General features: G+C 30.2%; 22 protein-coding genes. 6 read left to right on the top strand and 16 right to left on the bottom strand.

Annotated elements, in window-relative coordinates; all coding sequences use genetic code 11:
* Genes CLCT_RS00625 through CLCT_RS00610 form a run of 4 tightly spaced genes read left to right on the top strand, consistent with a single transcriptional unit; the run spans position 1 to position 2,988 of the window.
* Positions 1-687, top strand: coding sequence for a response regulator transcription factor (locus CLCT_RS00625; RefSeq protein ID WP_039667869.1), 687 nt, complete (start codon positions 1-3; stop codon positions 685-687).
* Positions 677-1,984: a sensor histidine kinase gene (locus tag CLCT_RS00620; protein ID WP_149061953.1), complete on the top strand. Its 1,308-nt coding sequence runs from the start codon at positions 677-679 to the stop codon at positions 1,982-1,984. Before CLCT_RS00625 ends, CLCT_RS00620 begins: the two co-directional genes overlap by 11 nt.
* A gap of 8 nt (positions 1,985-1,992) precedes the next feature.
* Positions 1,993-2,682: a uracil-DNA glycosylase gene (gene ung, locus CLCT_RS00615; protein ID WP_149061952.1), complete on the top strand. Its 690-nt coding sequence runs from the start codon at positions 1,993-1,995 to the stop codon at positions 2,680-2,682.
* Between the two features lie 48 nt (positions 2,683-2,730).
* Positions 2,731-2,988, top strand: a complete 258-nt coding sequence (locus CLCT_RS00610; RefSeq protein ID WP_039667867.1) for a TFIIB-type zinc ribbon-containing protein — start codon at positions 2,731-2,733, stop codon at positions 2,986-2,988.
* Positions 2,989-3,008: 20 nt separating this feature from the next.
* On the opposite strand, the gene CLCT_RS00605 is transcribed toward CLCT_RS00610, so the two are convergent.
* Together CLCT_RS00605 and CLCT_RS00600 are read right to left on the bottom strand one after the other, a co-directional pair.
* Positions 3,009-3,845 (bottom strand): NHL repeat-containing protein, encoded by an 837-nt coding sequence (locus CLCT_RS00605; protein ID WP_149061951.1) that lies wholly within the window; start codon positions 3,843-3,845, stop codon positions 3,009-3,011.
* 65 nt (positions 3,846-3,910) lie between these two features.
* Positions 3,911-4,789 (bottom strand): helix-turn-helix domain-containing protein, encoded by an 879-nt coding sequence (locus tag CLCT_RS00600; RefSeq protein ID WP_149061950.1) that lies wholly within the window; start codon positions 4,787-4,789, stop codon positions 3,911-3,913.
* A gap of 115 nt (positions 4,790-4,904) precedes the next feature.
* On the opposite strand from CLCT_RS00600, the gene CLCT_RS00595 reads away from it, so the two are divergent.
* Positions 4,905-5,444, top strand: coding sequence for a superoxide dismutase family protein (locus tag CLCT_RS00595; protein WP_149061949.1), 540 nt, complete (start codon positions 4,905-4,907; stop codon positions 5,442-5,444).
* 33 nt (positions 5,445-5,477) lie between these two features.
* Here CLCT_RS00595 and CLCT_RS00590 read toward each other — a convergent pair whose 3' ends face one another.
* Genes CLCT_RS00590 through CLCT_RS00535 form a run of 12 tightly spaced genes read right to left on the bottom strand, consistent with a single transcriptional unit; the run spans position 5,478 to position 15,483 of the window.
* A complete protein-coding gene (locus CLCT_RS00590) occupies positions 5,478-5,999 on the bottom strand; it encodes a flagellar FLiS export co-chaperone (protein ID WP_039667863.1) in 522 nt (173 codons plus the stop codon).
* Positions 6,000-6,042: 43 nt separating this feature from the next.
* Positions 6,043-6,636, bottom strand: coding sequence for an ABC-type transport auxiliary lipoprotein family protein (locus tag CLCT_RS00585; protein WP_149061948.1), 594 nt, complete (start codon positions 6,634-6,636; stop codon positions 6,043-6,045).
* A gap of 1 nt (position 6,637) precedes the next feature.
* A complete protein-coding gene (locus tag CLCT_RS00580) occupies positions 6,638-7,465 on the bottom strand; it encodes an MlaD family protein (protein ID WP_149061947.1) in 828 nt (275 codons plus the stop codon).
* Positions 7,465-8,187 carry an ABC transporter ATP-binding protein gene (locus CLCT_RS00575; RefSeq protein WP_149061946.1) on the bottom strand — a complete coding sequence of 241 codons (723 nt, stop codon included), beginning with the start codon at positions 8,185-8,187 and terminating at the stop codon, positions 7,465-7,467. The genes CLCT_RS00580 and CLCT_RS00575 overlap by 1 nt, the downstream gene beginning before the upstream one ends.
* Positions 8,184-9,284, bottom strand: a complete 1,101-nt coding sequence (locus CLCT_RS00570) for an MlaE family lipid ABC transporter permease subunit (protein WP_394349072.1) — start codon at positions 9,282-9,284, stop codon at positions 8,184-8,186. Before CLCT_RS00570 ends, CLCT_RS00575 begins: the two co-directional genes overlap by 4 nt.
* Before the next feature lies 1 nt (position 9,285).
* Positions 9,286-11,190, bottom strand: coding sequence for a transketolase (gene tkt / locus CLCT_RS00565; RefSeq protein ID WP_149061944.1), 1,905 nt, complete (start codon positions 11,188-11,190; stop codon positions 9,286-9,288).
* A 3-nt stretch (positions 11,191-11,193) separates the two neighbouring features.
* On the bottom strand, positions 11,194-12,039 hold the full coding sequence (locus CLCT_RS00560; RefSeq protein WP_039669004.1) for a geranyl diphosphate synthase / farnesyl diphosphate synthase: 846 nt from the start codon (positions 12,037-12,039) through the stop codon (positions 11,194-11,196).
* Entirely contained in the window at positions 12,039-13,118 is a 1,080-nt protein-coding gene (locus CLCT_RS00555; RefSeq protein ID WP_039667858.1) for a DUF7488 domain-containing protein, read from the bottom strand. Before CLCT_RS00555 ends, CLCT_RS00560 begins: the two co-directional genes overlap by 1 nt.
* Complete coding sequence (locus CLCT_RS00550; RefSeq protein ID WP_039667857.1) at positions 13,115-13,420, bottom strand: YbaB/EbfC family nucleoid-associated protein; 306 nt, start codon at positions 13,418-13,420, stop codon at positions 13,115-13,117. The genes CLCT_RS00555 and CLCT_RS00550 overlap by 4 nt, the downstream gene beginning before the upstream one ends.
* Entirely contained in the window at positions 13,421-14,704 is a 1,284-nt protein-coding gene (locus CLCT_RS00545) for a UDP-N-acetylmuramoyl-L-alanyl-D-glutamate--2,6-diaminopimelate ligase (protein WP_149061943.1), read from the bottom strand.
* The gene (locus tag CLCT_RS00540) at positions 14,688-15,227 is read right to left on the bottom strand and encodes a hypothetical protein (protein ID WP_039667855.1); all 540 of its coding nucleotides are present in this window, start codon (positions 15,225-15,227) and stop codon (positions 14,688-14,690) included. The genes CLCT_RS00545 and CLCT_RS00540 overlap by 17 nt, the downstream gene beginning before the upstream one ends.
* On the bottom strand, positions 15,214-15,483 hold the full coding sequence (locus tag CLCT_RS00535; protein ID WP_039669003.1) for a NifU family protein: 270 nt from the start codon (positions 15,481-15,483) through the stop codon (positions 15,214-15,216). The genes CLCT_RS00540 and CLCT_RS00535 overlap by 14 nt, the downstream gene beginning before the upstream one ends.
* Before the next feature lie 122 nt (positions 15,484-15,605).
* On the opposite strand from CLCT_RS00535, the gene CLCT_RS00530 reads away from it, so the two are divergent.
* Entirely contained in the window at positions 15,606-16,847 is a 1,242-nt protein-coding gene (locus CLCT_RS00530; protein ID WP_149061942.1) for a multidrug effflux MFS transporter, read from the top strand.
* A 333-nt stretch (positions 16,848-17,180) separates the two neighbouring features.
* Here the strand turns inward: CLCT_RS00530 and flgE are convergent, their stop codons facing one another.
* Positions 17,181-19,634 (bottom strand): flagellar hook protein FlgE, encoded by a 2,454-nt coding sequence (flgE, locus tag CLCT_RS00525; protein WP_149061941.1) that lies wholly within the window; start codon positions 19,632-19,634, stop codon positions 17,181-17,183.
* A 223-nt stretch (positions 19,635-19,857) separates the two neighbouring features.
* Positions 19,858-20,484, bottom strand: a complete 627-nt coding sequence (hisIE, locus tag CLCT_RS00520) for a bifunctional phosphoribosyl-AMP cyclohydrolase/phosphoribosyl-ATP diphosphatase HisIE (protein WP_149061940.1) — start codon at positions 20,482-20,484, stop codon at positions 19,858-19,860.
* Positions 20,485-20,486 lie beyond the last annotated feature (2 nt).

Below are 20,486 nucleotides of genomic sequence, written 5' to 3'. Positions count from 1 at the left end.
ATGGCAGCAAAAATTCTGCTCTTAGAAGATGATTTAAGTTTAAATGAAATTATAAACGAATCCTTAAGCGACGAAGGTTTTAAAGTCTCTTGTGTATATGATGCACAAGAGGCGCTAGAAAAAGCTTATGAAGAAAATTTTGATCTTTGGATTTTTGACGTTAAAGTTCCAAAAGGCAATGGTTTTGAAGTTTTAAAAGAATTAAGAGAAAGTGGTAAAAATACTCCTGCTATATTTTTAACTTCTTTATCTATGCTTGATGATGTAAAACAAGGATTTTTATCAGGTTGTGATGATTATGTTAAAAAACCTTTTGACATAGATGAATTAATTATCCGTGTAAAAAATATCATTAAAAGAAATTTTAGTCACCAAAAAGAAGATTTGATTTTACTTAACTTCTCAAAAAATATTTCTTTTGATCCACTTAATAAAACTCTTTATCAAGATAAAACAATCATCAATCTTACCAACAAAGAAAAAGAGCTCTTAGCCTTACTTTTAAAAAAACGCCCACACTTTGTGAGCATAGAAACCATTTTTGATGAAATTTGGAGTTTAGACGAAGAACCAGCAATTATGAGTCTTAGAGTTTATGTAAAAAATTTAAGAAAAATTCTTGGCAAAGACCTTATCATCAACCAAAGAAACATAGGCTATGCTATAAGGCTAGAAAATGAAAAGTGAAAATTTTAATAATACTATTTTTAAAATTCTAGCCCTTTATATCATCACAAGTGGTGTGTTTTTAACGATTTTTTTTATCACTTTTTATCAAAAAGAAGCAAACTATATACGATTAAATCAAATAACGCATTCATATACTCACTATAATTATATTTTGCAAAATATCATCGAAGCAAGACACGATAGAACATATTTAAATCAAGAAGATTTTTCATATATATCCAAAAGACTCAACACTCAATTTGCCATTATCGTAAATAACCAAGTTGTTTTTAGCAATTTAACTTTCGATGCTTTAAAAATATTAACACAACTTAAAAAAAATGATTTTATTTACAATGAAAACAAAAGATTGTTTATAGATTTTTCAAGGATTAGAAATCTCAACACCTATATAGACACAAGTAATCTAAAAAAACCAAAACACCACTCTCATTTTTTAAGACATAAAAATATTCATATCATTATAGAAACTGATGATCTTGGTTTTAAAAAAGAACAATACCACAAAGATAATTATAATAATCTAGATATCAACGATTTTTCCCATGAACTTTGGAAATTAAAATTAAAAACCATTTTTTATACTCTTATATGTATTTTATTGCTTACTGTGGTTGCCTATATACTGATCTTACTTGTCTTTAAAAATATCAAAGAGCAATTTAAAGCACTTAATGACTTCATCAAAGACACTACACACGAAATTAATACACCTTTAAGTGTAATTTTAGCTAGTATTAAAAAATTTGATGATACAAATTTAAATCCAAATAATATAAAAAAACTAAATCATATCAAACTAGCAAGTAAAAATTTAAACCATATCTATCAAAATCTCATCGCCTTAAATTTTTTCTTACAAAAAGAAAATATAAAAGAAGATATAAATTTAAAAGAGCTTTTAGAACAAAGATTAGAATACTTTGAAACTTTAATCACGCAAAAAAATCTCATCATTGAAAAAAATCTTTTAGAGCAAAACCTTTATGCCAATAAAGAAGAAATGCAAATTTTAATTGATAATCTTTTAAGCAATGCCATAAAATACACCAATGCTCATAAAAAAATCTATATTTGCTTAAAAGAAAAAACACTTAGTATCAAAGATGAAGGTCAAGGCATGAGTGCTAAAGAAATAGCTCAAATTTTTACACGCTATAAACGCTTTAATCAAGATCAAGGTGGCTTTGGTATAGGCTTAAATTTAGTTAAGCAAATTGCCGATAAAAACAATATCAACATTAAAGTTTTAAGCAAAGAAAATGAAGGAAGTGAATTTATACTTTCTTGGTAAGGATAAAAATGGATATTTGTTTAGAAAAAATAAAAATAGAACAAACTTGGAAAGAATTTTTAAAAGATGAGTTTTTAAAACCTTATTTTTTAGAGATAAAAACTCATTATATCAATGCCTTAAACGAAGGAAAAACTATATATCCGCCAGCAAATTTAATCTTTAATGCATTTAACCTAGCTCCTTTACAGGATTTAAAAATCATACTTTTAGGACAAGATCCTTATCACAACCCTCATCAAGCTATGGGTTTGAGCTTTAGCGTACCAATGGGAGTTAAAATTCCTCCATCTCTACTTAATATCTACAAAGAATTACAAGATGATTTAAACATTCCTATAGCAAGACATGGAGATCTTAGCAAATGGGCTAAGCAAGGAATTTTACTTTTAAACTCCATCTTAAGCGTAGAGGCAAACAAACCTGCTTCACATGCACATTTTGGCTGGCAAAAATTTACCGATGCAGTTATATCAAAACTTAGTGATGAAAAAGAGGGATTAGTGTTTTTGCTTTGGGGAAATTATGCTAAAAATAAAAAAGTCTTAATCAACCCTAAAAAACACTTTATCTTAGAAGCGGCACATCCATCACCTTTAGCAAGAAATGCTTTTTTAGGCTGCAAACATTTTTCAAAAAGCAATGAAATTTTATTAAAACTTGGCAAAAGTCCTATTGATTGGGATTTAAACTCATAATTTACTTTAAACCTATATACTTTAGGAAAATTTTTATAAAGGATAAATATGAATTGCCCAGTTTGTGCAAATACTGATTTATTAATGAGTGAAAGAAATGGAGTTGAGATTGATTATTGTCCAAAATGTCGTGGTGTTTGGCTTGATCGCGGTGAACTTGATAAAATCATAGAAAGAAGTACATCTCAAAGCACATCACAACAGTCTCAACAACAAAATTACAACCAACAAGCAAACTATCATCATAACAATGGTTATAAATACAAGAAAAAAGAAAGTTGGCTTGGAGAATTATTTGACTTTTAAGCCAAAAGGCTTAAAAGTTTTTATAATTTTACTTTAATCAAGGCATTCTCTGCCATTTTTGGCACCCATAAATACTCCCCATCAAAAAACATATCTGCAGGGCCTTTTATAGGGTTTAGATCTAGCTTTATCTCTTTATTATCTTTTAAAGTATAAATATATCCTTGAAGATTTTTACCCCAACTTGATACTAAGAGATTTTTATCTTTATCATATACAATACCATCAAATTGTTCTATTTTTTTGCTTAATTCTTGAATTTTCTTTGTATTTAAATCAATACTAATGATTTTTCCACCTGTTTTATCACTTGGATCATAACCTGCTATAAATAAAGTGTTTTTTTCTATCAACAATCCATTTGGACCACCATATTTTGAATCTAAATGGATGAAGTTTTCATATTTTTTATCTTTTAAAAATACTTTATGGATATATCCTGTACCTGTATCACTCACCAGCAATGTATCATTATCTAAAACTGCTATATCATTTAAAAATACTGCATTTTTTATAGGAAGCTTGAAAATCTCTTTTTTACTTTTTACATCAAAGCCGTATAAAATATCAATATCAACCACATACAAAACATCAGCTATTTTAGACATACCTTTTGGAGCGTTAAGATTTTTGATAAATTCTAGTTCTATAACATTTCCATTTTTATCTAATTTTGAGATAAAACCATCATTATCTTTATTTAACGGAGCTAACTCTTTTCCTACATTAGATACATAAACAGCACTTTCATCTACATACACACTTTCAGGATGTGCAAAACCTTTAAATTCTTGAAACTCTAAAGCATTTGCACTACAAAATGCAAACAAAGCTAAAGTTAAGATACTTTTTTTCATATTGTTACCTTTCTTAAATTTTATTAAAAAATTCTAGTAAAAAATTAAAATAAAATCTATCATTTTTAAGATAAAAAATATAAGTTTTTTGATTTTTGCTCTTGTTTTGGAGTAATACCATATCTTTTTTTATATCTTGCTATAAACCAAGCAGGAGAATTAAATCCAAGTTCGTGACAAATTTGAGTAATATTTTTAGTGGAAAATTCTAATAGAAATTTAGCCTTCTCAAAACGTTTATTGTCAAGCCATTCTTTAGGACTTATCCCGAAACTTTGCTTGAAGTTACGACTAAAGCTTGCTATATCCATTTTACTAAATTTAGCCATAGAAGCTACATTTTCGAAATCATTTTGACAATATGCAAACATCTGATAAAGTTCTAATTTAAAACCATTTAAAATAGCTTTTAAAAAAGCAAGAAATTCTGCATTGTCTTCACTATATAATAAAGACAAAAATAATTCTTCAAATTTTAATCTTAGTAAAAATTCACCGTTTTTAGAAGCACCTATACAAGGTAAAAAAGATTGAAAAATACTTTTAGTTATTAAATCTGATTTTAAACTAAATAAGCTCTTGGAATATTCTAAAGAGTTTAATGTAGAAATTAAATCTTGATATTTAAAAACAAGTTCTATTAAAATACTTTCTTTAAAGCATAAAATAACAGATTTATATATATTTGCTTCATTCAAATAATCTCTAATAGAAAAAGAATTTTTTGTAAAAAAAATAATTTCATCTTTGTTTGCTTTAAAATGATTATCAATAGTATAAATACTTTTAGAACCTTCTGATATAAAAACCAAAGCATAATCTTTAAACACCACTTCTTGGTTTATATCACTTGGTGATTGTTTTTGATAATGACACAAAGAAAATAAAGAATTATGTAAAACTTTTTGACTCACTTTTTCAAAATCTTTTGGAAAAACTAACATTAAAACCTTTTTTTATAAGTTTTTTGATTATTGTATTTTATAAAAAACAACAAAAGACAATTTTTTATTAATAATATATGCTACAATAAAATAATTTTTAACAAAAGGAGAGAAAATGAAAAAAATTATACTAGGCTCTTTATTAGCATCAAGTTTTTTAATTGGAGCAAATTTAGAAAATTTTGATCCAAAAGCACAAAAAGATCATTTAGTTATCAAAATGGAAATTCTTGATAAAAATGCCAACAAAAATGCAGGTGAAGTAGTAGCAGTACAAACTCCTTATGGGGTAGCGTTTTACCCAAATCTTCAAGGTTTAGAAAGTGGAATTCATGGTTTTCATGTTCATGCGAACGCAGATTGTGGTGCAACTGATAAGGGTTTAGGTATGAAAGCTGGCGGTCACTGGGATCCTGAAAAAACCGATGCACACTCAAGCCCATGGGATGATAAAGGCCACAAAGGTGATTTACCACCAATTTATGTAGAAAAAGATGGCAAAGCAACTAATCCTGTATTAGCGCCAAAAATCAAAACTCTTGATGAGCTTAAAAATCACTCTTTAATGATACATTTTGGAGGAGATAATCATAGCGATCATCCTGCAGTACTTGGTGGTGGTGGTGCTAGAATGGCTTGCGGAGTTATTAAATAATACACACATACTAAAGGCTTTTTGCCTTTAGTATTATTTAAAAAGCTTAGTAAAATCTAGATCATTCATAAAATCATGACCTAATCCGCCAAAACTTTGACTAGGACTATAAGTAGCAATAGCCACTGCAAGCTCACTAAGCATAGAAGCTATTTCTTCTCTTTTATCTATTATATAAGCTTTCATGCCTTCATAATCACTAGTTTCTAAAATTTTTAAAGGATTATAAATTTCAAAAGTAAAAGCCTTTGAGCCTACATTTACATTATAATTATTATCAAATAAAGCATTTCCTAAAAACGAGCAATTATCTACTATTTTTAAACTTTCACTTGCAATTAATACTTTATCTTGCACATCTTCATAATTTTTATCTTCTAAAAGTTTTGAAATTTTTTTCAACGAAAAATCTAAAATTTGCAAAGCACCAATAAAATCATTTGCATCAGTAATATCTTCGCTAAATTTTTGTGTTTGATGTTTTAAATTTGCACCATCTATACTTGAACCTACTTGTCCTAAATGCTTTTGTAAGATTTCTAATTCATCTCTCATAATACACCTTCCTTGTTATTGCTATAACTAAGGAAAGCATTTTTTATTCCAAATTTTGATCTATCCAAACTCTAAAATCTTTAGCAAAAAGCAAAAAAACCTCATCATAATTTTGGATTAAAATTTGGGGGTTATTATCATCTAATTCTCTTTCATAGTAAAAATACTTACTTGCTATAAGTTTTTTAGTGTTTATTTGCACCAAATTTAAATTAATGCCTAATTTTATTTTAGAATGCACCTCATCACTAAAATCTTGCTCTAAAATATCTACTTTACTTTCTAAAACATAATCTGCACCAGCTAGACTATCTTGGTTTAAAACTGCTTTAAATACCCCTAAATCTTGCAAATGAAATTCCAAAAAAGTTTTAATCATCAAGGTAGGATTTTCTTTCCAAAAATGATAAGCATAAGCATTAACAACATGATCTTTTTTGTAAAAAATTTCATTAGTATAAGCTAAGCCCTTAGGTAAAGAAACCATGATGGTAGAATTTTTTACTTTATTTTGACTTTGCTCTAGCTTTTCTAAATTAATGCTAAAATATTTATTTGCAGGTAAAGTTTGATTTGGACTAATCAAAGAACAAGCACTAAAAAAAATAGCTATTAAACTAATATATAAAAATTTCATTTTATTCTCCTGGAGCATATTGAATAGCTTTATCTTTATAAATCACATCTGAAGGATTTTGCTTTAAATTTTTTAATAATTGTGTAAAATCTAAAAACAAAACTCTTAAAATATCTAAATTTTCATTTAAAAGCATTCTGCTTTTATTAAGCTCATTAAGTTGGCCATTAGCATTATTTAAAAAATTTGAAAAATCATCTGAACTTTTACCAAGTTTAGAACTTGTTTTATCTAAATTTTCTAAAAATAATGGCACCTTAGTATTTAAATACACGGAAAACTCAGATGTATTTTGCAAAATACGCTCTATGTTTTTTAAATTTTTATCACTTAAAAGACTTTCTAATTTTATTTTTGAGCTGGTAATTAATTCCAATAAATTTGATGTTTGTTTATCAATGCTTGCAAAAAAACTTTCCTTTGATTTTATAATAGGATACACATCACCATCTGCTTTTAAAACACTAGCTTCCTCACTACCCCCAGCAAGCTGAATGAACTTAAAACCTGTTATACCTTGAATTTGTAAGCTTGCATAAGTATCTGTTTTAACCGCTAAATCAGAATCAAGCTTAACTAAGATTTTCACTCTTAGTTGATTACTTGAACTATCTATGCTAATATTTTCAACACTTCCAACATCTACTCCTAAAAATTTAACCGGAGCTTTGACACTAAGCCCTGCAACTGATTCTTCCATATAAATCTCATAATATTTAAAAGATTTTTCATCTTTTAAATTCCCATACCACACTATAAAAAACAAGCTAATAAAAAATAATACACTAACAAAAATTCCAATCAAAATATAATTTGCTCTATTTTCCATTATTGCATAAACCTCTCATAAAGTCTTGGATTTTGCTCTTGTAAAGTCTCAACATTTCCCAAAAAACCAACTTTTTTATTTTCTATAATCAAAAAGCGATTTAATACTTTTTTCATGCTTTCTTTATCGTGAGTAATTAAAACCACACATAATTTAAAGCTTTGTTTTAAACTCAAAAGCAACTCATCAAATTCTCTCGAACTATAAGGATCAAGTCCTGAAGTTGGCTCATCTAAAAAAAGCAATTTAGAATCAAGCGCCAAAGCTCTAGCTATAGCCACTCTTTTTTTCATACCCCCGCTTAATTCACTTGGATAAAGCTTAGCCGCACTCTCATCAAGCCCCACCATCTTAAGCTTCATCATGGCTATTTCTTTGATATCATTTTTGCTAAGTTTTGTATATTCAACTAAAGGTATACTAATGTTTTCAAGTATATTAAAAAAGCTAAATAATGCTCCATATTGAAAAACAACACCCCATTGTTTTTGTAAAAATAAAGCATCTTCATCACTTATATTTTTTAATCTCTTACCTAAAATTTCATACTCTCCCTTATCAAAATGCTCAAGCATTAACATTTGTCTTAAAAGCACAGATTTACCACTACCGCTACCACCTAAAATGCCAAAAATTTCATTATCTTGTACTTCAAAGCTAATATCTTCATGTATACATTTGCTTCCAAAATAAGTGCTGATATTTTTAGCTTTTATAATCAAAATCCAGCCTTTGTTAAAAATACAGAAAAAATCGCATCAAAAGCTATCACCCAAAAAATAGCATTTACCACACTTTTTGTCGTATAAACACCTATACTTTCAGTAGTTTTTTGCACAAAAAATCCTCTAAAACAAGCAATAGAAGCAATCAAAAATCCAAAAATAGGTGCTTTTATAAGTCCTATGATGATATGTCTTAACTCCACCGCTTCTTTAAAACGACTCATAAACTCACTCGCACTAATTTCTAAACTAAACCAAGCAACTACAATTCCACCTATAATACTTAAAATATCAGCTACTATTACCACTAAAGGCATAGCAAGTGCTAAGGCTAAAACCCTAGGCAAAATGATAAACTCACTTTCTTTAAAGCCCATAGTTTTCATCGCATCAATTTCATCAGTAAGTTTCATCACCCCAATTTGAGCTGTATAAGAACTTGCACTCCTACCAGCTATAACAATAGCACTAATTAATGGCGCAAGCTCTCTAGTAGCAGAAATTCCCATTAAATCAACAATATAAATATTAGCTCCAAATTGTGCAAGTTGATACGCAGCTTGATAAGCAAGTACTACACCTACAAGCAATGAAGTTAGCATAATAATAGGCAAAGCATTGATAGCACTATTTTCTACATGATATAAAAATGCTCTAAAGCGAAGTTTTTTAGGGTTTAAAAGTGTTTTAAAACAAGTGTAAATAATAAGCCCTATAAAATTTAAAAACTGCACCAAGAGTGTAAAAGATTCAACAATCTTTTTTCCTAAATTTTCAAAAAAATCTTTGATTGTTTTTTTATTTTCATGAGTATTATGAAAACTTTTGTAGTGTTTTTGACAAAGTTCAAAAAGCTTAGCATGCTCGCTTTTAAGATTTACTCTACTAAACTCAAAACCTTTTTGCTTAAATTCATTTTCTAAAGCTAGAAAATACCTAATCCCAGCAGTGTCTATAAAATCTAAATTAGTAAAATCAAAAATAATATTTTTTTGAGCAGGAAAATCTAATTTTTCCAATTTTCCTACACTAGTTTTATCCCATATACCAAAGATGCTAAAAATACATTCTTGATTTTTAACATCTTTGATTATTTTATTTTTCATTACATAAACTTAAAATATACGAGCTTAATTTTTCCTCGCTAAATCCAAAATACTCAAATACATCTTTATCCTTACCACTCTCACCAAAACTTTCTATGCCATAAAGCTCATCGCAAATTCTATAAAGTTCATTTGAATTTGCAGCTTCCACACCTATAACTTTACCTTGTAAAATTCTTTCTTTATAAGATTTTTCTTGAGCAATAAATAATTCATAACAAGGCATAGAAACCACGTTGGCAATTACACCTTTTTCTTTTAAAACCTTAGCTACTTTTAAACACAGCGATACTTCACTACCACTTGCTAAAAGCGTAAATTGCGCATTTACATTTTCTTCTAATAAATAAGCCCCATTTTCAACATCTCCAAAAACAGGCTCGCTTAAAGGGCTTAATTTTTGACGTGATAAAACAAAAACACTTGGCATGTTAGTTTTAAGTGCGATCTGCCATGCTTTTACATTTTCAACCCCATCAGCTACTCTAAATGTTAATGAATTTGGCATAGCTCTAAAAGTGCTAAGTTGCTCTATAGGTTGGTGTGTTGGGCCATCTTCACCTACACCTATACTATCATGAGTAAAAATGAAAAAATGTTTAGCCTTCATCAAAGCTGCTATTCTTGCAGCAGGTTTTAAATACTCACTAAATATAAAAAATGTAGCACAATAAGGTAAAAATAAACCATATCTAGCAAAAGCATTTGATATAGCAGCCATTGCATGCTCTCTTATACCATAGTGAATATTTTTTCCATTTGGAAAATCCCCCATATCTTTGAGTTCGGTTTTATTTGATGGACCTAAATCTGCACTACCACCTAAAAATCCCGGTAAAGCTTTAGCAATAGCATTTAAAATCACACCATTGCTATCTCTAGTAGCTAAATCTTGTCCTTTAAAATCAGGGAATTGTATTTTTGAAAAATCAGGCTCTAAAAGCTCTTTTAATAAAGCTTTTTTTTCTGCATTTAAATTTTGCACTTTTTGATTCCACTTAGCTTGTGCTAAATCTCCAAGCTCTATTGCAGCACTAAAGCGAATTTTAACTTCCTCTGGAATTTCAAAAGTTTTTTGCGGATCAAAACCTAAAACTTCTTTTGCTTTTTTAATAAGCTCTTCACCCAAAGGTGCTCCGTGAGAATGATGGCTTCCTTCAAGTTCTAAAGCCCCTTTAGCTATGGTAGTATGAGCGATAATCAAGCAAGGCTTTTTACTTTCTTTAGCAGTTTTTAATGCTAAATCAATTTGCTCAAAATCATGTCCATCTATCTCAAGTACTTCAAAATTTTGTGCTCTAAAACGCTCTTTTACATTTTCATTAAAGGCAATAGCCACATCACCTTCGATTGATATATTATTACTATCATAAATGATGATTAAATTATCAAGTTTGTGAAGTCCTGCCAAAGAACAAGCTTCATAAGAAATTCCTTCTTGCAAATCCCCATCACCACACAAACAGTATACTTTGTGATTGATAATATCCTCACCCAAGAGTAAACTTGCTTTTTTAGCTGCCATAGCAAAACCAACCGCATTTGCAATACCTTGCCCTAAAGGTCCTGTAGCGATTTCAACACCTGGGGTAAAAATTTCAGGATGGCCTGGAGTTTTAGAGTGTAATTGGCGGAAATTTTTTAAATCCTCTAAACTTACATCATAACCACTCAAATGCAAAAAACTATAAAGCAAAGCGCTAGCATGACCGCCTGAAAAAACTAATCTATCGCGGTTTAACCATGTGGGATCTTTTGGATTATGTACTAAATGAGTACTTAAAACACTCATAATATCTGCTAAACCCATAGGTGCACCTGGATGGCCTGATTTTGCCTTTTGTATCATATCAGCACATAAAAATCTTATAGTGTTAGCTTGTTTTTGTAGCATTGTTTAACCTTTTAAATATTTATCAATCAAAATTTGAAGCTCATTAGCAAGCTTAGAATCTAAATTTTTCATTTTTTCTTCACATAATGCAATTTTATCATCTTTTGCCTTTTTAGCACCTTCTAAACCCAAAAGTTTTACAAAAGAATTTTTGTGCAAGTCATTATGAGTTGGCTTTCCTGCTTCTTTCGTATCTAAAGTTGCATCGATAATATCATCTTTGATTTGAAAAACCAATCCTATCAAAAGCCCTATTTCATAAATTTGCTCGCATTCTTTTTCATCTAACTCACAAATTTCACAACCCATTTTTAAGCTTGCTGCGATTAATCTTGCAGTTTTATGAATATGCAAAAACTCAACTTGTTCTAAATTTAAAGGCGTATCTTCAAAATAACAATCAATCGCCTGACCGATGATCATACCACCAAGCCCTGCATTAAAAGCTAAAGTTTCTATGAGTTTTAATCTAATATTTTCTTCTAATTTAAGCCTAGAAAGTAATAAAAAAGCTTGAGTATTTAAAGCATCGCCCACTAAAATAGCGGTAGTTTCATCATATTTTTTATGTAAGGTTTGTTTTCCTCTGCGCAAAGAAGCATTATCCATAGCAGGTAAATCATCATGTATCAAGGAGTAGGTGTGGATAAATTCCAAAGCCAAAGCCGCATTTAAAGCCTTTTCAAACAAAGCAGGATTTTTAGCATTCACTATCCCTAAAAGCAGTTGGGCTCTAAAATGCTTCCCACCAGCTTCTAACATCCATTTTAAAGCTTCATTGAAAAATGGATGAAAACTTTGAGTTTTAGGAAAATTTTGCTCTAAATGCTGTTTGAATTTTTCTAAAATCACTTATTTAGCCTTATAAAGAAGTCAAAATATCCTTTATTAAAATGTTCAAAATCATTATTTTTTGCTGAAGGGATATTGCTTGCTTGTCTTGAGATTAAAACATCAAAAGTATTAGCTTGAGTTAATATGGTTTGAAGCTCATTGAAATTGTTGATTTTTTGATTATTAATTCTTAAAATCTTATCCCCTTTTAAAAATCCAGCCATTTGTGCTTTAGAATTTGGAGTTACCTCTGTAACATTCATTTTCATATCTACGCGCAATCCTAAATTGCTATAAAAAGAAGTTGGCTTGGCTTGAACTACTTTTTTAGGTTTAGCAAAAATACCCAAATCTTTATCAAAAACAGTCGTAGAAATATTTACATCTTTATTATCTCTTAGCATATTAAAATACAAAGTTGCACCACGATCAGCAAATAAAATTTTCTCATTTAATTTTCTTATATCATCATAAACTTGTCCATCTACACTCACAAGCTCATCATTAAGCAAAAATTGTCCATTTTTACGTACATTTTTAACATAAATTTTGCCATCACGCATATCAAAATCCACACCTATATCACCCCAATAAACATCAGGATATTTTGCAAAGTGTTTTAAATAACGATTACCTATAAGTTTACCATCTTCTAAGCTTATACCAAGCATTTTACAACATGGTGAGTTAAGCTCTCCAATTTTAGAAGTAAAATCAAGCTGATCACGCTCTGTTAAACTTTGTCCAAAATACTTTAAATGTCCTATATAACTTTGGTTATTATCTAAAATTCCCACCCAGCTATTACGTGTTAATTCTTCTTCGTTTCCCATAGGTGCAGGGATTAAACTAAAATCAGTTTTTACTAAATATAAATTTAAAAAAGGATCATATTTGGTATAGCTGTTTAATTTTGCATTTTTAGTTTTAACTACTGCTAGGGTATTTTCATTTAAAGCAAAAGCGGGTAAACCCTCATAAATTAACATACTAGCTTTGTTCTTTTCATAACAACCCAAAAAATCATTAAAACTCGGTCTTGGCACAGCAAAAAGTACACAAGTTATACCCAAAATACAAAGTAAAATTCTCATAGCATTCCCATTCCGCTAAATAAATTACTAGCCATTGATTTTTTATTTTGTTCTACCATTTTCATCACATCATTAATTGCTGCTATTAATAAAATTTGCATAGACTCTTTATCTTCTAACAAAGAATCATCAATATTTATATCGATGATTTCACCTTTTCCATTAGCACTAACTTTGACTAAACCACCGCCACTCTTTGCACTAAATTCTTTTTTTAAAGCTTCTTGTTCTAATTCATTTGCTTTTTCTTGAGCCTTAGTCAAAAGCTCGCCCATTTTAGAAAAATCCATATTTTCAAACATTTATTTTCCTTCTTTTAATATCTCTAATACTACTTCTTTATCATTAAAAGGATATTTTACACCCTTAATCTCTTGATAAGTTTCATCACCCTTACCCAAAATCACTACAAAATCGTTTTTCATTTTAAGCTCTAATGCCTTTTTTATCGCTTCTTTTCTATCACATTCTATAAAAACATTCTCATCTTTTTCTATGCCACTTAAAATATCATTAATAATATCCATAGGCTCTTCTGAGCGTGGATTATCACTTGTGATGATGAGTTTTTTAGCATAGTGTTTAGCAATTTTAGCCATTAATGGACGCTTAGTTTTATCTCTATCTCCTCCTGCTCCAAAAACCACAATCAAATCACGATATTTTAAAGCATCTAAAACTTTTTCTATACCATCTGGCGTATGAGCAAAATCTACAATCACATCTTTTGCAACTACTTGCATTCTACCCTCAATACCACCAAAATTACTAATGGCCTGTTCAAGTTCTTTTAAATTTGGTTTAACAAGTTCATTCACACAAGCACTTGCAGCTAAAAGATTATAAAGATTAAAAAGTCCTACCAAAGAAGAATCAATCATAAAAGTTTCTTTGCCAAAATTTACCACAGCTTCAATACCATTTTTTAAAGCATAAGCTTTGATATGATAATAACTTGGATTTTCCACTCCATAAGTAAAAGCACCTTTAACATTAAAACTTATAGCTTTTGCATCTTTATTAATAAATTTCATACATTCATCGGTAAAAAAACTTTCTTTTGCTGCTTGATAATTTTGAAAATTTTGATGAAAATCTAAATGATCTTGTGTAATATTAGTAAAAATTTTAGCTTTAAATTCAAGTCCTTCAATACGATTTTGCACCAAAGCATGTGAGCTTACTTCCATAATCAAAAAGTCACATTTTTCTTTACTTGCTAAAGATAAAAGTTCTAAAGTTTGTAAAATAGGAGCAGTGGTTAAGCCTTTTGGAGTGATATTTTTATCATTTATAAAACTACCTCTAGTTCCCATTAAAGCACATTTATAACCCAAATCAAGCAAGATAGAATAAATGGCTCCGGCAGTAGTTGTCTTGCCATTTGTACCTGTAATACCTATGATTTTTATATTTTCATCTATATTTAAAAGCTTTTTACATTCACTAACACTAATAACCTTTGCTTGTTTTTCCAAAGCTTGATGAAGAAATTTTTCATTTTGAGTAGTTTTTAAGAAAAAACATCCTTTTTCACATTCATTAGAATTATCACAAATGAAAGTATTTTCAATCTTTACTATCATAATTTAATTCCTTGATTTTCTCACTAAGCTTGATAAATCTATAATTAGAATAAAAATGCACTGAAACATCTTCCATATAAGCTACAAGCATATCTTTATAACCATGCTCTAAAAGTTTTTCTAAAAAATCCACAAAATCTTCTTTATCATTAATAATAAGTTTATTAGATATTATAACATTTTCTAAAGCTTGTTTAAACCCAACTTTTGCTTCACTTAATAAAAAATCTTGATAGCTCAAACCCTCAAAATCCTCATTAGCTTCTTCAAACTGCACACTTTGGCTAAGATTAATAAGTTTTTCAAGATCTTTATCTACTTTGGTATTTTTATAATTTTGTAAGAAAAATTCAAAAAACACAAAGGCTTCTTCAGGGCTTTTTAATGCCAAATCACAAATATTAATAAAAGTTAAAAGTCTTTTATTTTTACGCTTTTCATAAGCAAGCGAAAAATACATTTTAGCGCTTTTAAAATCTTTTTTATAAAAATATTCTATGGCTATTTTTTTATAATTTTGCAAATTCGCTTTCTCCGCCTGCTAAATTCACTATAGTAATATCTGGATGTATATCAATCTTAAGCTGTTTTTCTAAACCATATTTTAAAGTCGTTCCACTTGAAGGACAACCATGACAAGCTCCCGTTAGCTTTACATAAACTACACCATTTTTTACACCTAAAAAATCAAGCCCACCGCCATCATTTTCTAAAATATGCATTGTTTTAGCTAGGCTTGCTTTTACAGGCTCAACTAATTCCTCATCACTAAAAGGCATATTCATAATCTTTCCTTGATCATTTTTAATTTAATTTTATCTTATTTGCCTTTAAAAAATGTAAATTATTATTTATTTTAGACTTTTTGCTATACAATAGTAAAAATATTTTAGGATTTTTTATGCAAAAACGCACTCAAATCAAAGGTTTTGAAAAACTCAAACTGATTATCATATTAGGTTTTTTATCTGCCATAGCACCACTTTCAACCGACATGTATCTACCTGCTTTAAATGAAGTAGAAAAAAGTTTCCAAACCAATTCTTTTTACACTCAACTTTCCCTTGCAAGCTTTTTTATAGCCTTTTCCTTGGGACAGCTTTTTTATGGACCATTAAGTGATGTATATGGAAGAAAAAAACCTTTATATATAGGACTTTTTCTTTTTATTTCTTCAAGTGTTGCCTGTGTTTTAGTAGATTCTATTCACATTTTTATAGCTTTACGTTTTTTTGAAGCTTTAGGAGGTTGTGTTGGTGTTGTAGTAGCAAGAGCTATAGTAAATGATATTTTTGAACTTAAAGAAGCAGCAGGAGTTTATGCTTTGATGATGATTTTTACATCTTTAGCTCCTATGCTCTCACCTACTTTTGGCGGAATTTTACTAGAATTTTTTTCTTGGCGAAGCATATTTTTGACATTATTTATCTTGGGTTTTATCTTATTTTTACTTGTTATTTTTTCTTTAAAAGAAAGCAATCTCAACACTCAAGGTAAAAAATTTAATCACAAAGAAGTTATAAAAAGTTATAAAAAAATCTTAAAAGATCGTCGTTTTGTGGTGTATTTGCTTTGTGGGAATTTAATTTTTGCAGGATTTTTTGCTTATTTAACTGGTTCATCTTTTGTTTTTACGCGTGTTTTTGAACTCAGCCCTCAACAATATGCAGCTCTTTTTGGGGCTCATGCTTTAAGTTTTGTTATATGTGCCAATATAAACGCAAGGATAGTTCTTAAATTTTCACCTTATTATGTTTTGCCTAGAGCCCTTATGGTGATTACTTTTTTAACTTTTTTACTCATTTTAGGAGCAACTTTTGAACTAGGTTTTTGGGCTTTTGAAATTCCTTTGTGCTTTATCATAGCAAGTTTGGGTTTTATCCTTCCAAATACTACCACTTTAGCTATGGCAAGATCAAAACAAAATGCAGGTAGTGCTTCAGCACTTTTAGGCTCAGCACAATTTGCTATGGCAGGAATAATGGCTTTTTTTGTAAGTCTTTTAAATGCTAATACACCTATATTTTTATCAATTATACTAGGAGCTTGCACTTTTTTATCTTTGATTTCTTATATGAGTTTGATTAACAAAAGAAAGTTGAATAAAATTAAAAAGAAGTTAAGCGTGATTTCTCACGCTTAATTAAGCAATATTTTTGAAAAGATTCACTGACTATATCGAACCTTTTCCAAAAAACTTTACAATATTTATATTTTTCTTGATAATTTTAGTGTTTTTGATCATAATAGCAAAACAAAATATTTTAAATTTGCAATGATTAAAACTATTAATAGATGATTAGTTTTGTAAATTTTTATTTTAACTTGTCGATATGAAAATCATGCTACTCACTCCTTAAGGCAAAAAAGAAGTGAGTTAGCAATAGATTGAAGGCTCAAGGTCATCAAGTATTACAAGGCTACCTTGATAACCTTGTAAAGCTTGATCCCAAGGTTTTGCAACCTTGGGCTAAGATTATTGTTTTAATTGAAGTAAAGTGTTTAAAAGCTGATCGCTTGTTGTAATCGTTTTTGAGTTTGCTTGATAACCCCTTTGGATTACGATAAGTTCAGTTAATGCACGGCTTAAATCCACATTTGACATTTCTATAGCTGATCCTTTTAAGCCACCTCTACCACCTTCACCAGCATGACCTATAGTTGCTGTTCCTGAGTTTGCAGTAGCTTTATAAAGGTTATTACCCATTTCTTCAAGACCCATGTTATTTGGGAAAGTAGCTAGAGCAACCTTAGCTAAAGCTAGAGTTTTACCATTTGTAAATTCTCCATAGATATAACCATTCTCATCAGTTCTTAATGCATCTGGTTTTAGATTACCTCCGGTATAACCGTCTGTTTCTTGTTTGGTTGTAGCTGAGTCTTTATCATAACTTGTTAAGCCATCAAATGCTCCAGTAGTACCAAAATCAAGTTTTATAACTTGATCAGGTTTTGAACCATTATTTCCTGTGAAATTTAAAACATTAGGTGTATAGCTTTGAAGCGATCCATCATTACCAAATCTTAAATTCCCCACTACTATATTTCCTGGTGCACCATCTCCACTAAAATTAATCTCTGCAGGCTCAGGTACTGATATGATGATAGACCACTCAGCTCCACCATCTGCTGTTTTGGTTTGTTTGGTAAATTGCACAGTTAATTCATGTCTAGTACCTAATGAATCAAAAATCTCTATACTAGCAGTATGTGCTGAAAGATACATATCTTGAGAGTATTTTTCATTATTTCCTGCATTGAAATTTCCATCCAAAGCGCTAAACATGGCTGTAAATTTATCATTAGTTGCTATTTTATTAGCTTCATTAGAATAACCTGTAACCTTAAAAGTCATATCTTTGGCATCATTTACTTTAGGGTTAGTGATTTTAAATCTACCATCACTCTCTACTACTACTTCTACCCCAGCATTAGCATCTGCTTGTCCAGGAGCTCCCGCTGGATTACCAACAGTACCCCAGTTTTCTAAAACACCATCACCATCATAGTCCACGCCCCATCTTGCATCTCTTTGCAAAAGTTCTCTTAAATCCTCTGTGGTATGAAAAAATCTCTGTCCTGTTGGTTGAGGCATATTTGCATCTTGAGCAGTTTGTGCATTTGGATTAGGGTTGGCTCCTATATCTACATTATTAGAACTATAAATATATTCATGTGCTGTGATGACACTTACAGCTCTTCCATCTCTACCTGCACCACCTGTTATATTAGCACCAAAAGCAGGTACATCCTGATATCCTTGACCGTGTGCTCCTTGTCGAACTGTAAAATTTTGTCCCGCTGTATTAGCAGCTGCATTTATGGTAAAATTAATATTTTTTGATTTTGCAGTAGTACCTGTACTATTATCATTAGTTAAAGTAAATCTCCCATCTACTATGGATGCTACCACACCTGTTTCAGCTGTTTTAGCATTAATAGCATTTAAAAAAGTTTCTTTGCCTACACCTTCTGCTCGAATATTTACTCCATTAATAGTAATGTCCAATACCGCTGGGACTTGTGTGCCATCTGCATTAGTATAACCCCAAAATGTATATTGACTTCCTATTGTAGCATCAGTAATATTAGTTGGTAAATCAGGATTTGCAAAGGCTCGCTCGCTAGTCCACTTAGCATCAGCATAACTTACCCATATTCCTTGACCATCGCGCAGGTTTAAGCCCTCACCTTGAGCATTAAACACTACGCCCATATCCACACCTTTTTCAGTAACTTGAGCTCCGGTTTTTGAAGTCGTATAAAACTCAGTATGGCCAGTATCATTTTCATCTATAACCGTACCAGTATCATCTCTTCTACCATGAGTAGAATCAAGCGCATAGATAGGACGCTTAGCAGAAGCATTCATACCTAGAGTATTACCACTATCTAAATTTGCTGTAAGACTTACAGAAGTACTTGGTCTAGCAGGCATACTCATACCTGGTGGTATCACTATATCACCCACTGAAGTTGATGAGTCAATCTGACCTGTTTCTTGGTTATAATTCCAACCTTGAACAGTATAACCATTATTATCTACGAAATTTCCTACTGCATCTGTTTTAAAGTCCCCTGCACGAGTATAATACTGAGTAGTGCCACCATCATTTGAAACGATAAAAAATCCATCTCCATTAATAGCCATATCGGTGTTTTTATCTGTGGTTTGGATATTACCTTGAGAATGAATTCTGGTAGTAGAATTCACACCTGCACCAAGCCCTACTTGCATAGGATTTTTACCACCTAGATTGCCATCTGGAGCTGTAGCTATCTTAGAAGTTTGACTCATAAGAGTTGAGAAATCTGCACGAGAATATTTAAAACCAAATGTATTAACATTGGCTATGTTGTTACCTTCTACATCCATTGCGTATTGGTGTGCTTGAAGTCCTGAAACTCCAGCCCAAAGAGATCTCATCATAATTAAATCCTTTAAAAAATATTGCTTTGTGAATATCTCACAATATTCTATTGCTTAGCAAAGATAAAGCAATAAGTGTTCCAAAATTTAGATAAAATGAAATTAAAAAAGTAGAAAATAAGCCAAATATTAGTTTTAAAAATGTAAAGTTTTTTTAGAATTACTCGATATAGCTAATGAATCTTTTCAAAAATATTGCTTAATTAAGCGTGAGAAATCACGCTTAACTTTTATTTCTTTCTTTTAATTTTGCAATCACATCATTTAAACTCAAATCCGCATCAGCTAATAAAACATCTAAATGATAAAGCAAATCAGCCGCTTCATTTATAAGTTCTTCTTTATCTTTAACAGTGGCAGCTAAAGCCGTTTCAACGCCTTCTTCACCTACTTTTTGCGCTATGCGTTTAGTGCCTTTGGAAAAGAGTTCAGCTGTATAAGAAGAATTTACACAAGAGCTTTTACGTGAGTTAATAAGCTTTTCAAGACGCGATAAAAATACAAAATCAGCCTTTTTAGAGAGCGTTTCAAAACAAGAAATATCACCTGTATGACAAGTAGCACCTTGTGCTCTTACAAGGATTAAAATACAATCTCTATCGCAATCAAGTCCCATATCTATAATATGTAAAAAATTCCCACTCTGCTCACCCTTCATCCACAAACGCTCTTTAGTTCTTGAGTAAAAAACAACCTTTTTGTGTTTAAAACTTTCTCTTAGAGCTTGTTCATTCATAAAACCTTGCATTAAAACCTCACAAGAACGATAATCTTGAATGATCACGGGAATGAGATTATTTATTTTTTGCCAATTTATGCTTTTTATAAATTCTTCTTCATTTATCTTCATAG

This window comes from Campylobacter lari subsp. concheus (genome assembly GCF_008245025.1).
Taxonomy (GTDB): Bacteria; Campylobacterota; Campylobacteria; order Campylobacterales; family Campylobacteraceae; genus Campylobacter_D; species Campylobacter_D concheus.
This window is presented reverse-complemented; position numbering and strand designations above follow the sequence as displayed.

Bases quoted from the DNA above. Each gene is read 5' to 3' on its own strand.
- ung (WP_149061952.1), top strand. From the start codon at position 1,993: ATGGATATTTGTTTAGAAAAAATAAAAATAGAACAAACTTGGAAAGAA.
- hisIE (WP_149061940.1), bottom strand. From the start codon at position 20,484: ATGAAGATAAATGAAGAAGAATTTATAAAAAGCATAAATTGGCAAAAA.
- CLCT_RS00555 (WP_039667858.1), bottom strand. From the start codon at position 13,118: ATGAGAATTTTACTTTGTATTTTGGGTATAACTTGTGTACTTTTTGCT.
- CLCT_RS00590 (WP_039667863.1), bottom strand. From the start codon at position 5,999: ATGAGAGATGAATTAGAAATCTTACAAAAGCATTTAGGACAAGTAGGT.
- flgE (WP_149061941.1), bottom strand. From the start codon at position 19,634: ATGATGAGATCTCTTTGGGCTGGAGTTTCAGGACTTCAAGCACACCAA.
- CLCT_RS00625 (WP_039667869.1), top strand. From the start codon at position 1: ATGGCAGCAAAAATTCTGCTCTTAGAAGATGATTTAAGTTTAAATGAA.
- CLCT_RS00535 (WP_039669003.1), bottom strand. From the start codon at position 15,483: ATGCCTTTTAGTGATGAGGAATTAGTTGAGCCTGTAAAAGCAAGCCTA.
- CLCT_RS00605 (WP_149061951.1), bottom strand. From the start codon at position 3,845: ATGAAAAAAAGTATCTTAACTTTAGCTTTGTTTGCATTTTGTAGTGCA.
- CLCT_RS00620 (WP_149061953.1), top strand. From the start codon at position 677: ATGAAAAGTGAAAATTTTAATAATACTATTTTTAAAATTCTAGCCCTT.
- CLCT_RS00550 (WP_039667857.1), bottom strand. From the start codon at position 13,420: ATGTTTGAAAATATGGATTTTTCTAAAATGGGCGAGCTTTTGACTAAG.
- CLCT_RS00585 (WP_149061948.1), bottom strand. From the start codon at position 6,636: ATGAAATTTTTATATATTAGTTTAATAGCTATTTTTTTTAGTGCTTGT.
- tkt (WP_149061944.1), bottom strand. From the start codon at position 11,190: ATGCTACAAAAACAAGCTAACACTATAAGATTTTTATGTGCTGATATG.
- CLCT_RS00600 (WP_149061950.1), bottom strand. From the start codon at position 4,789: ATGTTAGTTTTTCCAAAAGATTTTGAAAAAGTGAGTCAAAAAGTTTTA.
- CLCT_RS00580 (WP_149061947.1), bottom strand. From the start codon at position 7,465: ATGGAAAATAGAGCAAATTATATTTTGATTGGAATTTTTGTTAGTGTA.
- CLCT_RS00610 (WP_039667867.1), top strand. From the start codon at position 2,731: ATGAATTGCCCAGTTTGTGCAAATACTGATTTATTAATGAGTGAAAGA.
- CLCT_RS00530 (WP_149061942.1), top strand. From the start codon at position 15,606: ATGCAAAAACGCACTCAAATCAAAGGTTTTGAAAAACTCAAACTGATT.
- CLCT_RS00545 (WP_149061943.1), bottom strand. From the start codon at position 14,704: ATGATAGTAAAGATTGAAAATACTTTCATTTGTGATAATTCTAATGAA.
- CLCT_RS00595 (WP_149061949.1), top strand. From the start codon at position 4,905: ATGAAAAAAATTATACTAGGCTCTTTATTAGCATCAAGTTTTTTAATT.